Raw genomic sequence first — 14,432 nt, 5'->3', positions numbered from 1 at the left:
TCAAATCTTCTCCTTTGGTACTTGCATATCCGTTTCTGCATTTTTCTGCTCCGCGTCTCTTTCCTGCTTTATATTCATCCGGTCGATAAATTTGAGGAATGGGAACCAAATGGCGAATACGATCAAGACGTTAACGAGCTGCAGCAGCGAACCGGCAATCGAATTGGTTGCCAGGAATCCGCTAATGAAAATCGGCACGGTCCATGGAATCGTGACTCCAGTTGGCGGCGGCACGAGACCAATAGCCATCGCTATATAGCTGACAACAGTTACAATCATTGGCGCAATAATCCAAGGAAGCAGAATCAGCGGATTCATTACAATCGGCAGTCCGAAAATGACTGGTTCGTTAACATTGAAAATACCAGGCCCGATTCCTAGCTTACCGACCTGCTTCATCTGCTTGCTCCGCATGAACAGAAGGATTGCCACTAGTACAGCAAGTGTCATTCCAGTCCCTCCTGCTCCAACAAGATACACCTCCATGAACTGTTTATTGATGATATGCGGTACTTCACCACCAGCTGTATAAACTTGCAGGTTTTCCAAAGACAAAGTGTTCCAAATTGGATCCATCACGGAGTTGATGATGATTTGTCCGTGCAGTCCGAAGAACCATAGGATCTGGATGAAGAATACAGCAATCAATGTAGCCGTAAGCCCTCCGCCAAGTCCGACAAGCGGTGCTTGCACTGTATTGAAGATGACATCATGCAAATTCGTGTTGAAGACTTGTGTAACAATGATATTAAGTATTAAGAATACAGTTAGCGTAACAACCGCCGGGATGAGGGCAGCGAATGATTTCGATACAGCTGGCGGTACACCTGCTGGCATCTTAATGACAATTTTCTTCTGTGTAATAAAACGATAAATCTCACCCGAAAGGAAGGCGACAATCATACCGAGGAACATACCCTTCGCTCCAAGACGATCGACAGCAAGCACATTATTCACCACTTCACCGCTCTCTGTTGACACAACGAATGGTGTCAGCAGCAAGAATGCGGTCAATGCTATAGCTCCGCCGAAAATAGCTTCCACACCATAGCTTCTTGCCAAATAGTACCCTATACCGAAGACAACAAAGACAGATGCAATATTCATCGTGGCATTCGGTGCTGGTCCGAGAGACTCCTGAATACCAGCGAGCAGCGATTCACTCATCACATTATCGAGGAATGGCAAGTTAGCCAATACAACCATGATCGAACCGAAAATCGTTAATGGAAATGCCAGCATAAAGGCGTCCCGCAGCACACCTAGATAGCGATTGTTATTCAGCTTACCGGCAATTGGAATCAAGAATTTACTGAACTTATCAAACATTGCCTGTTTCCTCCTTTAGCTCTTTAGCTCTTGGAATATAGGAATCATTTCTTTGACCATTTCTTTCATCGTCAGCGTAGACATGAAATGGTCCTCTGCATGAAGGAACAGTAGCGAAAGCTCCGGCTGTTTCCCTCCCGCTTCCTGCTGCACAAGCTGGAAATGAACCTTGTGCACGAGAGACAGATCATCTTCTGCATCTGCCAGCATTTCATTAACCTTTTCTATGTCACCCTCACGATAAAGCCGAAGTGCTTGCAGAACTTTACTTCTGGCATTACCGCTATGCAGGATCATCTGAAAACAAATCTGCTCCTCTGTCAGCTCTTCCAATTTCAGCTCGCTCATGATGTTGCTCCAATCAGACCAAGCGCCTGTTTATATGCTTTCTCTCCATCAGCCAAACCATATGCCATCATGTCGATCACTTCGACCTGGATACCATATTTCTGTGCTTCAGCCGCAAGTTCTCCTTTGAGAAAGCTCATTTGCGGCCCGATTAGTACAACATCAGCATCAGCCATTTCTTTCTTCGCCTGATCCTGACCAACAGCCCAAATCTTTGCTTCTTCTCCAACCGAATCTGCAAACGCTTGCATTTTTGTGACTAAAAGACTCGTGCTCATACCAGAACTACATGCTAAAAGGATTCTGTTCATTGAATAACACTCCTTGGATCTGATTTATTAAAAGCGCTTTCATTTGTATTATATAACTAAATTTCTATTTGTCTAGACATTTAATAATAAATGTTTATACTTTTATCGAATTTAATCATCTATTTGTTTGGCAATAGGAATAGGCTTCTAATGGCTAAATATGTTAAACTAGCTTTATCTTTTTGGGACGGTATAGCTGCTTTTGAATCAGATGAAAGTAGTTTTCTTATAATCGCAGTCTATTAACACCACCCCCTTACCCGTCCAGCATATTATGACTTATAGGAGTATTGGTATATGGCTGTTATTGAAAGTGCGGAACAATTTGTTACACATTTACACACATGGCATAAAACAATAAAAACACGCGACCTAGCTCAATCGGCTACGCTGCGCGAGGAAGCATATGCTGCTTTGCATGCAGGTGAATTTACGGACGAACTATGGGATCGTTTTTTGCTGCTTGATGCGCGGTTTGATTTTTTAAAGGGAGAGATTGATCTTTGCGAGGAAAAGCTGCAGAGATTGAATCCGGATGAGCTGAATGATTACCAGTCTTTTTTCTATTACAGTTTTCTAGCAATCGTGAAGTACAGCAGAAAAGAGTACTTTACGGCTATCGATTTACTTGAAAAAGCAGAATTACATATGCATGCAATTGAGGATGAAGAAGAGCATGCCGGCTTGCATTATAATAAAGCAATGCAATTTTATTATTTGGACATCAATGCCTTGTCCAGTTTTCATTTGGAACATGCTATATCCATCTACGCAAAATATCCTCAATACGAACTGAAGGTAGCCAATTGCAAATCCCTCCAAGGATTAAACCAAATCGATCTGCGGGAATTCGATAAGGCAGAGAACAATCTCCTCGAAGCCCTGTCCATTGCTGAAAAACATGGACAGAATGATATGGTTGTTGCTTGCGGATTCAATCTTGGTCTCATGTACCACAAACAGCATGCAGATGAGAAAGGTATCCCATATCTGATGCAGACCGTTACCTATTCGGAACATCCCTTGTATGTACAGGCACTGTTCACGCTGACTCGTTCCCTCTATATCCTTGGAAAATCTGATCAAGCGGAAGCCTATTACAAAACTGGCATGCATGTATGTGAAGAAAAGGGCAACCTGGAGTATCGCTGGCAGTTCGCTATTCTTTGGGCGAAATATGTTGAGCGTGACACAATGGATTATGTATACGATTCAGCTATCACTTATTTCAAAGAGAACGGTCTGTTCTACCTGATGCGCCGCTATGCGCGCGATTATTCTCAATTATTGTGGGAAGCCCAACAAATCGAACAATTCCATTATTATCATAAACTAGCATTGTCGAATGACTTCCAATGAAAAACGGCTCATCAGTAGATGAGCCGTTTTAAATGGACTAGAATAATAGCTTTAATAGATATCTAATGTAGATCACACTTCAGCATTGATTTTTTATCGTGTTAAAACCTCGATCAATATATGAGCAAGGAATAAAATCTCCTAATTGGTTAAAAGTGATTGATCCAAACGAGCGCTTGTTCATAGTCATCAAAAAATTTCACGGAGTCTCTAGTATTAGATTGTTGTAAATAATCCATGATTTCACCTTCTTCAAGGAGAAATGCAATTGCCTTACTGTGATTCAGAATACTTTCATCAAAAAATTTATCTTTCCATGCTTTTTGAACAGAAAAATGATCTGGTGTGTAACCTTTTCTATCCACCAACAATTTGTATTTACGGCCCTCAGAAATGAATTGCTGACAAGCTTGCTCAAAACCGTTGAACCATTCATTAACATCTTCAATTTTAATCTTACCAATTAGATGGGTAGTAATTAACTCTCCTGAAGTTGTTGTGCTGATATTCTGTTCAATCAACTTGTATCATCTCCTTTTTAACATTTGGTCTTGAAGTAAGTCTAATGATGCTTTCTTTAAAGCTGGTTTCATTATTGCATAATCTTCATCACTACATTCTTCTCTGCTTAAGATGCCCAATGGGATGGCTGTACCAGATAGGAAGGCAACTGTGTTTGTTTATTACCTTTTGCCGAATTAATCTGCATCTGCGTCAAGAACATACTAGTAGACAGGTCTGCTCCTTCCAGATTTGCATCCCGTAAATCTGCTCCGATAAAGTCGACAGCCCTTAAATCTGCATCTTTCAGGTCTGCTGCAATCAGATAAGCCCCTCTAAAATCTGCTGCTCTAAGGTCTTTTCCTTTTGCATTTTCCCCTATCCAATCTGCACCTCTATAGTCTAGTTTCCGTTTGTTTGGAATGGAATTTGTTATTGTACTTCGGATATGAGTGCTTGTCTTGGTAAGCAGCTCATTGACAGGCATGCGATACTCCATTATGTCTAAAGCCAGTAATTTGTCAGCATCGAGTTTTGTTAAACTCTCCAATCCCTGTAGCTGATGTGTCAGTTCTTTGTACAGATCCTGTGGCACTTGGTAAGACAACGCCTCTGTAACATAGGCCAGCATCTCATACAGCTGGACCATCACCGGGAATACAGAGAACATTTTTCCAGCAACTTGCTTGCTTTCTCTCCAATCCTGTCCATTGAACGTGATTTGGGAGACTTGTTGACCGGCCCCAAAGCAATCAAAAACAGTACACCCTTTAAAGCCCTTCCCTCTCAGCTCGCTATGGATCTGACAACGAAAATCTGATTGCAGGTTAGGACATGGAACACCTGCCGGCTTGTCTATAGCAAAGTCGCTGGATGCTACTATATGAAGTGCCGTACAGCATAAGCCAAAGCAGTTTGCACAATCTGCTTGCAAACTCTCTCTATACTCCCCGGCAGTGAGGTTATCAATCTGATAAGACATTAGCACTCTTCCTTTTCAATATATTACTTTTCTACCCTTCCCCTCGTCATCAAATCCAGCAGCAGCTGGAATCTCTGCAGCACATCCGTCAAATCAAGCTGCAATGCCTCATTGATCTGATTAATCCGATAATTCACCGTATTCGGATGGACAAAGAGCGCTGCTGCAGTCGGTTTGATCTTACAGTTATGGAGCAGATATATTTCAAGGGTTTTAAGTAGTTCCTTCTTATCGTTCGGATCAAGCTTTCGAATCTTTTTCATATGTTCACTTTCATAGCCTAGCTCGTCATTTTTTTCAGCAATGACTTGCAGATACCTGTATACATGCAAATCCTTGTAATAAAGAGAGACTGGACGATGCGTCAGCCTGCTGGCATGAATAACCTCTTTTGCTTGATTTGCGCTTTTCAGCAAGTCGAGAGGATTTTTATAGATACTGCCGACGCCGCTCATGACAGTCGCTTCTTTATCCTTTACATAATCTCGAATCCGCTGTATGACTTCTCTAGCTAATGTTTCGATTGGCGCATTAGCTCGCTTTCCTCCAAGTACGATGAGCAGGATGTCATTTTGAATGAGAACATGATGCAATTTATCTTCAAGCTGCAAGGAAGTCTGGGCAACCTGCTGCAAATCATTAAGGAGCTTTTCATCCTTTGATATCAGCTCGACAGCTGCAACAGCAAAATGCTCCGGCAACTTCACACCGAATTCCTTTGCCCCCCACTCCAAATCAGAAACGGACTTATATAACCTATTAAAAATATTCTGATAAAATTGATCCTCTTTCTCCTCTTGCTTTAGCTTCGACTTTTGTATGTCATAGATAAGCCTGCCGATGTGGAAGGATATATCATATAGAAAATCAAGGCCCTCAACAGGCAGAGGTTCCTCCATCTGTTGAATCCAGATATAGCCCATAATACGGCCTTCATGCTTTGCACTTACTACAATCCTCGTATTCAAGCCTATTTCCGGCATTGCTTCTACTACAAAAGGACGCTCATATGTTTTCAGCTTATTAACGACGCCTGCATCTATGAAAGTTTCATAAATCGGGAGCGTCCACTTCTTCGTGAAAATCGTCTGCTGGTTCGCTTCATCAAAATGTTGGATGTAATGCGAATTATACGCAAGTAATGTATAGTCGGCACTCTCGACAATCACTGGCCGCTCCAGCTCGAAGCTAAGCAAATCGATAACAGCATCCAAGTCATTGATGGATAATACACGATCGAATAACTCCATAGCTCATACCCCTAAGCTTTTTTCTTTTATCATACTCCAGCAGGAGGGCTTTGCCTAGATACTTCCTTTTTTTCTATAAAAACCAAAAATACCGATAAACTTTAACTAAGAAATAGTTCTCTTTAATTATTTATATTTTAAAAAACTACATAATTCTATTTACCTACCGATAAATAGACGTAGCCGTAATACAAGCAGAGAGAGGAACAATATAAATAATGGAAGAAAACAAAAAAAGAGGTAATTTCTTTAGTAGGAAGATTTTACGCAAAATTCTATATCCTATTCTTGCAATGTTTATTATATCAGGAGTAGTAACAGCCTATTTCGGATATGACTTCAGCCGTAACATGGTGCTTGAAACCCAGACTAATCAAATGGAGGATCAGACAGTTGTTCAGCTGAACAGCATCTATGATCTATTTCTAGACAATATCGAGTCTACTTTAGGAAGTATCAGCCGGACACAATCATTACAAGAAGATGATATGGATCGACTAGCTGTCACGATGGAAAGCTATACTAAAGACAACCCAAATATTAGTACGATTTTCTATCAGCCGATTAATGGAGACATGGTGGCTTATCCAAAAGCCAATTTACCAGATGATTATGATCCGACTACACGGCCATGGTATCAGCTTGGTTTGGAGCTGGAAGAACGTGTGGGTTATACAGATCCATACGTGTCAGCAGATTCAAACGAATCTGTAGTCGATGCTGTAAAGCCAATCTTTGACAATGATAATCAACTAAAAGGAATGGTTATCGTCGAATTCAAGCTTTCCCGTTTGAAGGAGCTGACAGAGCAGGTTAAAGTTGGTGAAACTGGCTTTGCTGCAGTATTCGATGGGACAGGACATTTCCTATCTCATCCGGATGCTGAAAAACTAGGTACGGATGCAACGAAAGAGAAATTTTGGAAGAAAATGCTCTCCACCGGACGTGGCGGTATTGTCAATTACGAATATGAAGGCGAAGAACGTGTACTTGCTTTTACTACAAATGACAGAACAGGCTGGACAATTGCAGCAATTGTTCCAAAACACGAGTTCAGTGATTTAGCACAAGGGATCATTCTTCCTTTGATCATCACTGTACTGATTGTTCTTGCGATCGCTCTACTCGTTACTTTCTTCGTCGTAAACTCGGTAGTACGGCCAATCAAACTATTGCGAGATAAAATGAAAAAAGTAGAAGATGGCGATTTAACAGTTCAAATGAACAATAGATCTGCAGACGAGATGGGCGATCTATCCAGAAGCTTCAATAATATGATTGGAAACATTCACAGCATGATGCAGCATAATACTGCTATCTCTGCTAATGTTCAGTCCGCTTCGCAGGCACTTGCGGCGAATGCAGAAGAGAATGCTGCCAGTTCCGCAGAAGTAGCAGCCACGATGGAAGAGATTTCTGCCGGTACAACGAGTCTGGCTGAAATTATGGAACGCAATACTGTTGCGACGGAAGCATTATCCAAAAATATCAAACTAGTAAATGCGCACAACCAGCAAGTATATGAAGAAGCGCTGGAAATGACGGAATCGGCTAAAGTCGGCGGTTCACAGATGCAGCAATTGATCGAGCAATCAAAAGATGCCATCGAAGCAACCGGCAAGATAGAACAAGCTGTACAGAACCTGCAGCAAAAATCCGCTAACATCAGCGGTATCGTTAATACGATCACAGATATTGCTGGACAGACTAACCTGCTGGCGCTAAATGCTGCTATTGAAGCAGCACGTGCCGGCGAGAGCGGCAAAGGCTTTGCTGTTGTAGCAGATGAAGTTCGTAAGCTGGCAGAACAGACAGAACATGCACTACGCGATATCGGTTCTATCGTACAGGAAATTCAATCTGAAACAGCTGAAACAGCAGTCTTCGCTACAAAGACTGGCGATGTTGTCCGCGGACAAGAAACAGCAGTAAATAATACGAAAGATATCTTTATCCAGATCCAGCAGGCAATTGCACATAACATGGATTTGACTGCGCGGACGAAGGAAGAAATGAAACTCATGATGGAAAGAGAAGCTACTCTGGCGACCAATACGGGTGAAATTGCCGCAATAAGCCAGCAGACAGCAGCCGGTACAGAAGAAATTACAGCATCTGTAGCCGACCAAACTCATTCTATGGATCAATTGAAAGAGCTTGCTGAAAAGCTTGAGCAGGATGCCAATACATTACAAGAGCAGCTGCAGCAATTTAAATTAGATTAACAAAAACCCGCTTTCCATTAGGAAAGCGGGTTTTCTTCTATACAAAGGCTGGCAGCGGATCAGAAAATACGGCACTATCCTGCTGCATTTCCTCATCTGTCAATAGACACGAATCCAATCCCGTTGTTATTTCTCCTTTATCTAAACCAATACCAATAAAAACTAGCTCCGTCATTCTGTCCCCATATAAAGGATGCCACCTTGCGGCCAGTTCCTCGTCCTCGGCTCGCATTGCTTCCTGTTCTTCCAGCGGATACGTGCTGACCCAAGGTCCCGCAGCCTCGATTGCCAGCGACTGTCCCGCCTGCGACAATAACCCGCTCGTATCCGGACGGGATGCGAGCCAGAAAAAGCCCTTCGCCCGCACTACACTGCTTGGCCATTTCTCCAGCCACTTCATCCAACGCTCCGGATGGAACGGCTGTTGTCTTCGATAGACAAAAGAAGAAATTCCATACTCCTCAGTTTCCGGAACATGCTCACTGTTTAACTCCTTGATCCAGCCCGCAGATTGGCTTACTTTTTCAAAGGAAAATTTCTTTGTATCAAGGACTAACCTAGGATCTACTTGCCCAAACTCCGTTTGATGTATGTCCGCTTCTGGGTTCAGTGTATGCATCAAGCTGTACAATCGCTGCAGTTCATCCTTATCCAGCTGATCTGCTTTATTAAGCAAAATTATATCCGCAAATTCGATTTGGTCGAGCAGTAGATCAGAAATCTCCCGTTCGTCTTCTTCTACTGCCTGCTGTTGCCGATCTAATAAAGACTCTCCTGATTGATAATCATGCCAAAAGCTCCCGGCATCTACAACCGTAACCATCGTATCCAGCCGGCATTTAGCAGACAAGTCAATTCCGAGTACATCTTCTTGATACGTAAAGCTTTGCGCTACCGGAATGGGCTCAGATATACCTGTGGATTCTACAATGATATAGTCGATATCCAAATCTGCCAGCTTGTCGATCTCAATGATTAAATCTTCTCTGAGCGTACAGCAAATACAGCCATTCTCAAGCTGTATCAGCTTCTCATCCGTACGCTTCAATCCTCCCTGCTCAACCAAGTGAGCATCTATATTAATTTCACTCATATCATTCACGAGCACACCTTTCATATGCCGCTTATTGGCAAGCAAATGATTGAGAAGAGTTGTCTTACCTGCTCCAAGATAACCGCTCAACACGGTTACCGGTATTCTTTGATCCACCGCTTACCAGCTCGCTTTCCTTACACCAGGCACTTGCCCTTTGTGTGCATACTCACGGAATTTAATACGGCTCATGCCGAACTGCCGCATATAGCCGCGCGGTCGTCCGGTAATTTCACAACGGTTTTTCAATCGTGTAGGAGAAGAATCACGCGGCAGTTTCTTCAATGCTTCGTAATCTCCCTTTTCCTTTAGTTCCCTGCGCAGTTCTGCGTATTTCATCACCATTTCCTGTCTTTTCTTCTCTTTAGCGATTTTTGATTTCTTTGCCATTATTTTTTCCTCCTATTTATTGTGCTGTCTGGATGTTCCAGCGAAAAGGATCTGCCAGCTGAGACCAATCGCTTTCAAGCTCTGATTCTGTCAGTAGGCAGCTGTCCAGTTCCTCTGTTATTGCTTTCTGATCTAAATCAGTTCCGATGAACACAAGCTGAGTTTTTCTGTCTCCATATTCGGGATGCCACTCTTGATTAATGGTTGGATTTTCCCTTCGAATGAACTCCTGCCGCTCCTCTTCCAAGGAAGCAACCCAATAAGATACTGGTTCAATATTTGCTGCTGGTCCAGCTTGTGAAAGCAGTAAAGCGAATTGATTACGTGTCGCACACCAAGTGATCCCTTTGGATCGAATGATGTTTTCAGGCATCGTTTCTACGAATTGCATGAAGCGCTCTGAATGAAAAGGATGCTGCCGAACATATGTGAATGATCCGATGCCATATTCCTCTGTTTCAGGTGTATGCTGCTCTGGACCATTCTCCAGTTCCTTCAGCCAGCCAGCTGATGAACTGACTTTCTCAAAGTCAAACAAGTGAGTGGAAAGAATCTCCTTTGGATTCACTTTTCCATGTGTTGCTTCAATGATTTTCGCTTCCGGCTGTAATAGCCGCAGCACATGCTTCAAATCACGCAATGACTGTTCTTCCACAAGATCACACTTATTAAGAATCAGCACATTACAAAATTCAATCTGATCAAGTAACAGGTCGGCAATTTCCCGTTCATCATTCTCAGCAACTTCCTGCTGCCGATCCAGCAAACTCTCACCGGAGCCGAAGTCATGCCAAAACCGGTTCGCATCCACTACCGTCACCATCGTGTCTAATGTAGTGAAGTCTGAAAGATTGATATTCAACTGTTCATCGATATACGTAAACGTCTGCGCAACAGGTACCGGCTCACTAATACCGCTTGATTCAATGAGTATATAGTCAAAGCTGCCATTCTTCGCCAGCTTCTCTACTTCGACCAATAAATCATCCCGCAATGTGCAGCAAATACAACCATTGGACATTTCAACCAACTGTTCATCAACTCGTGATAAGGTCCCTTCGTTTTCTACCAAACCTGCATCAATATTGATTTCGCTCATGTCATTGACAATGACTGCAACCTTCAAGCCTTCACGATTGTGTAGAATATGATTGAGCAGCGTAGTTTTCCCTGCTCCCAGATAACCGCTTAGTACTGTTACAGGTATTTTCTTGTTCATTCTATTCCTCCTAATTGTAATTACTACGATTTAAAAATAACGAAATTTTTTTCGAGCATTACGCGCCCTTTGTAAGAAAATCGTCTATATCGCCAAGACAATAAGCGAAACCAGTCCGCAGTTCTTCTTCATCCAACTCTTTTCCTATAAAAACAAGTTCATTCTGCTTGTCTTCTCCTTGCTTCCACTCCCTGTCAGCAGTACTTGCAAACAACATATGTACGCCTTGGAATAGTACTCGCCTGCTCTGCCCTTTCACATGGAGAATACCTTTATAGCGGAATAAGCTTTCTCCTTTTACTTGAACCAAATAAGAGAACCACATATCTAAGCGCTTCGGGTCGATCTGCCGCTTATCCTTCATCACGATTGCTTGAATGTCATCATGATGGTGATGATGGTGATCCAGCATGTCAGGACGAACAATTAATTTTTGATCCAGCGAGAAACTGAATACATCTAGCAATTTAAATAATGGAACTGAACTATTTTGTGTGAAGAAAAGTTCCGCTTCCGGATTCATTCCCTGCATGCGTGTTGATAGTAGTTTCAGCTCTTCTTCTGATACAAGATCTTGTTTATTTATGATGATTTTATCTGCAAAAGCAATTTGCTCCCGAGCAACTGCGTGAGCATTCAATTGTCTGTCAGAATGTAAAGCGTCCACGACTGTACACACACTATCCAGCTCAAACCAATAACGCATAACATCGTCCATCAGGAAAGTCTGAATGACAGGCGCGGGGTTTGCCAGACCAGTTGTCTCAATAATCACGCGCTGAAGCTCGGTTCCTTCCTTGTGCGCACGTACCAGCATATCTTTAAGTATTCTAATCAAATCACCGCGTACATTGCAGCAAATGCAGCCATTATTTATTTCGATTATTTCTTCCTTCGTTCCCTCGACAAACTTTCCATCGATTCCTGTTTCACCAAATTCATTGATGATAACGGCTGTATTGCTGCAACGCATGTCACGAAGAATGCGGTTCAATAAAGTCGTCTTTCCTGCTCCTAAAAACCCCGTCAAAATAATGACTGGAATTTTATTTGTTCTATTAGACATGATACACCTCTCAAACCTAATTCGTAATTGTTACGATTTAAATCATACATGATGAGACACAACTTGTAAAGTCTGTATCCTAAAAATTGTCTGGGAGATAACTTTACAAAGTGTTTGTTAGATTGATGAAGAGTCTGTAAAATTGGTTTCAATATATCCTGCATCGGGTATAATCTGGGTGAACACCGAAAAGGAGAGATGTAACATGCTTAACAAACTAGAAGAGACACCAAAGGTAATTCATTGCAAAGATGATGCTGAGTTCAGAGACTGGCTGACAAGATTAAGTGACCCAGAGAACGAAGAAGAGTTAGACGGCTAACCCCCTTCTCCTCTATCTTCCTTCTTTTTATTTCCCCATATATAAAAAGCGTGCCTTTGATGGCACGCTTTTCTTCGTTTTGGACGAGTATTTTTGCTTGGAGGAGCTGTCCAGCTGCGAAAGCCAGGAACTGCGCCGGAAGCGATAAATCCCTGCGTAAGAAAAATCACCTTACTCCGGGCTTTCTCACTTCCTTCTCCGTTCCTAAACGGCTTTCTCCGCTTTTCTTTGCTGTCTAGCTCCAAAGACCAGAAACTGCGGCTTAAGCGGTAAATCCCTGCGTAAGGAAACTTCACCTTACTCCGGGCTCTCTCACTTATTCCTCCGTGTCTAACCGGTCTTTTACGCTTTTCGATGTTGTCTAGCTCCAGAAACCAGAAACTAGAGGATAAGCGCTAAATCCCTGCGTAAGGAAAGGTCGCCTTACTCCGGGCTTTTTCGCTTATCCTTACGTTTCTAAACGGTTTCTTCCGCTTTTCTTTAATACATCTCACTAACAGTCTTCGCCAACATATGCAACTGCAGATAATCCGGTCCGCCGGCTTTGGAGTCGGTTCCTGACATTTTGAAGCCGCCGAATGGATGGTAGCCTACGATTGCGCCGGTGCAATTGCGGTTGAAGTACAGGTTGCCGACGTGGAATCGTTCTTTAGCATATTCGATGTTGGCTCTGTTTTTCGTAATGACTGCGCCAGTCAGGCCGTACTCGGTGTTATTGGCAACGTCGATTGCTTCCTCGAAGCTGGATACTTTAGAGAAACCAAGGACTGGTCCGAAGATTTCTTCCTGCATGATGCGGGATGTCGGTGACAACTCAGAGAAGATGGTCGGCTGAATGAAGAAGCCTTTGCTGTCATCACTGGAACCGCCGCTTACGAGCTTGCCTTCCTGTTTGCCGACTTCGATATATTCGGTAATCTTATCGAAGGAATCTTGATCAATGACTGGTCCCATATACACATCTGCACTTTCTGGTGCTGCAGTAATACGGGATTCAGTGATTTCAATTACTCGCTGAAGCACAGCGTCGTATACCTTCTCATGAACAACTGCACGAGAGCCAGCCGAGCATTTTTGTCCGGCAAAGCCGAATGCGGAAACTGAGATACTATCCGCTGCAAGTTCGATATCAGCATCTTCATCAACAACGATTGTATCCTTCCCGCCCATTTCTGCAATGACGCGTTTCAGATGCTGCTGTCCTGGCTGTACCTTGGCTGCTTTTTCGAAAATACGTGTGCCGACATCACGCGAGCCAGTGAACGTAATGATGCTTGTTTTCGGATGCTCAACAAGATAATCGCCTACTTCTGCGCCGCTTCCTGGTACGAAGTTAATAACGCCTTTCGGAACACCAGCTTCCTCAAGCACTTCGACGAACTGAGCAGCGATGACAGGTGTTGCACTTGCCGGCTTGAGAACAACCGTGTTACCCGTCACTAGCGGTGCAACAGTTGTTCCAGCCATGATAGCAAACAAGAAGTTCCATGGTGAAATAACGACAGTTACGCCCGTTGCTGTGTAGATGTAGCGGTTTGCTTCACCTTCACGTGACATGACGGCTTTACCAGGAGCAAGCTCTATCATCTGACGTGCATAATATTCCATGAAATCAATTGCTTCTGCTGTATCCGCATCTGCTTCTTTCCATGGCTTGCCTGCTTCCTTAACGAGAAGCGCCGAGAAATAATGCTTTTTGCGACGAACTATCGCTGCTGCACGCATAAGTATATGTGCACGTTCCTCAGGCTTCGTATAACGCCATGTTTCAAAAGCTGTTGCCGCTGCCTCGATGGCACGTTCCGCATGCTCCTTAGAAGCTTTGGAAACCTCGCCTACTACTTCTTCTTTGTTCGCTGGATTGATAGAGACGATTTTCTCATCGGTCGTCACTTTTTCACCGTCAATCACTAGCGGGTACGATTCTCCCATCACCTTTTGTACCTGCTCCAGCGCTTTATGAAAAGCCTGCTGCTCTTTTTCCTCTGTAAAATCGGTGAACGGTTCATGTTTATAAGGTGTCGTCATGATCAATCG

General features: G+C 43.1%; 13 protein-coding genes. 2 read left to right on the top strand and 11 right to left on the bottom strand.

Features of this window, described 5'->3' with window-relative positions; genetic code table 11:
* The 3 genes from celB to CHH58_RS10580 are packed head-to-tail and all read right to left on the bottom strand — an operon-like array spanning position 1 to position 1,988.
* Positions 1 to 1,329, bottom strand: a complete 1,329-nt coding sequence (celB, locus tag CHH58_RS10590; protein WP_095229003.1) for a PTS cellobiose transporter subunit IIC — start codon at positions 1,327 to 1,329, stop codon at positions 1 to 3.
* A gap of 15 nt (positions 1,330 to 1,344) precedes the next feature.
* A complete protein-coding gene (locus tag CHH58_RS10585; RefSeq protein WP_095229001.1) occupies positions 1,345 to 1,677 on the bottom strand; it encodes a PTS lactose/cellobiose transporter subunit IIA in 333 nt (110 codons plus the stop codon).
* Positions 1,674 to 1,988 (bottom strand): PTS sugar transporter subunit IIB, encoded by a 315-nt coding sequence (locus CHH58_RS10580; RefSeq protein WP_095228999.1) that lies wholly within the window; start codon positions 1,986 to 1,988, stop codon positions 1,674 to 1,676. The genes CHH58_RS10585 and CHH58_RS10580 overlap by 4 nt, the downstream gene beginning before the upstream one ends.
* 297 nt (positions 1,989 to 2,285) lie before the next feature.
* Here CHH58_RS10580 and CHH58_RS10575 point away from each other — a divergent pair, with 297 nt between their 5' ends.
* Entirely contained in the window at positions 2,286 to 3,347 is a 1,062-nt protein-coding gene (locus tag CHH58_RS10575; protein ID WP_095228997.1) for a hypothetical protein, read from the top strand.
* A 149-nt stretch (positions 3,348 to 3,496) separates the two neighbouring features.
* On the opposite strand, the gene CHH58_RS10570 is transcribed toward CHH58_RS10575, so the two are convergent.
* The 3 genes from CHH58_RS10570 to CHH58_RS10560 form a co-directional block, all read right to left on the bottom strand.
* Positions 3,497 to 3,868, bottom strand: a complete 372-nt coding sequence (locus CHH58_RS10570; protein WP_095232340.1) for an STAS/SEC14 domain-containing protein — start codon at positions 3,866 to 3,868, stop codon at positions 3,497 to 3,499.
* A 107-nt stretch (positions 3,869 to 3,975) separates the two neighbouring features.
* Positions 3,976 to 4,830, bottom strand: a complete 855-nt coding sequence (locus CHH58_RS10565) for a pentapeptide repeat-containing protein (RefSeq protein WP_095262499.1) — start codon at positions 4,828 to 4,830, stop codon at positions 3,976 to 3,978.
* 23 nt (positions 4,831 to 4,853) lie between these two features.
* Positions 4,854 to 6,080: a PucR family transcriptional regulator gene (locus CHH58_RS10560; RefSeq protein WP_095228993.1), complete on the bottom strand. Its 1,227-nt coding sequence runs from the start codon at positions 6,078 to 6,080 to the stop codon at positions 4,854 to 4,856.
* A 218-nt stretch (positions 6,081 to 6,298) separates the two neighbouring features.
* Here CHH58_RS10560 and CHH58_RS10555 point away from each other — a divergent pair, with 218 nt between their 5' ends.
* Positions 6,299 to 8,305, top strand: coding sequence for a methyl-accepting chemotaxis protein (locus CHH58_RS10555; RefSeq protein ID WP_095262498.1), 2,007 nt, complete (start codon positions 6,299 to 6,301; stop codon positions 8,303 to 8,305).
* A gap of 37 nt (positions 8,306 to 8,342) precedes the next feature.
* Here the strand turns inward: CHH58_RS10555 and CHH58_RS10550 are convergent, their stop codons facing one another.
* From CHH58_RS10550 to pruA, 5 genes are all read right to left on the bottom strand, one after another.
* Positions 8,343 to 9,515 (bottom strand): GTP-binding protein, encoded by a 1,173-nt coding sequence (locus CHH58_RS10550; protein ID WP_095262497.1) that lies wholly within the window; start codon positions 9,513 to 9,515, stop codon positions 8,343 to 8,345.
* Positions 9,516 to 9,518: 3 nt separating this feature from the next.
* Positions 9,519 to 9,788: a 30S ribosomal protein S14 gene (gene rpsN / locus CHH58_RS10545; protein ID WP_095262496.1), complete on the bottom strand. Its 270-nt coding sequence runs from the start codon at positions 9,786 to 9,788 to the stop codon at positions 9,519 to 9,521.
* A gap of 16 nt (positions 9,789 to 9,804) precedes the next feature.
* On the bottom strand, positions 9,805 to 11,007 hold the full coding sequence (locus CHH58_RS10540; protein WP_095228985.1) for a GTP-binding protein: 1,203 nt from the start codon (positions 11,005 to 11,007) through the stop codon (positions 9,805 to 9,807).
* Positions 11,008 to 11,065: 58 nt separating this feature from the next.
* A complete protein-coding gene (locus CHH58_RS10535) occupies positions 11,066 to 12,073 on the bottom strand; it encodes a CobW family GTP-binding protein (RefSeq protein ID WP_095228983.1) in 1,008 nt (335 codons plus the stop codon).
* A gap of 802 nt (positions 12,074 to 12,875) precedes the next feature.
* Positions 12,876 to 14,423 (bottom strand): L-glutamate gamma-semialdehyde dehydrogenase, encoded by a 1,548-nt coding sequence (gene pruA, locus CHH58_RS10525; protein ID WP_095228979.1) that lies wholly within the window; start codon positions 14,421 to 14,423, stop codon positions 12,876 to 12,878.
* Positions 14,424 to 14,432 lie beyond the last annotated feature (9 nt).

The organism is Terribacillus saccharophilus (genome assembly GCF_002272745.1).
Lineage (GTDB): Bacteria > Bacillota > Bacilli > Bacillales > Amphibacillaceae > Terribacillus > Terribacillus saccharophilus_B.
The sequence above is the reverse complement of the archived record's forward strand: the minus strand, read 5'-3'. Positions and strand labels throughout refer to the sequence as shown.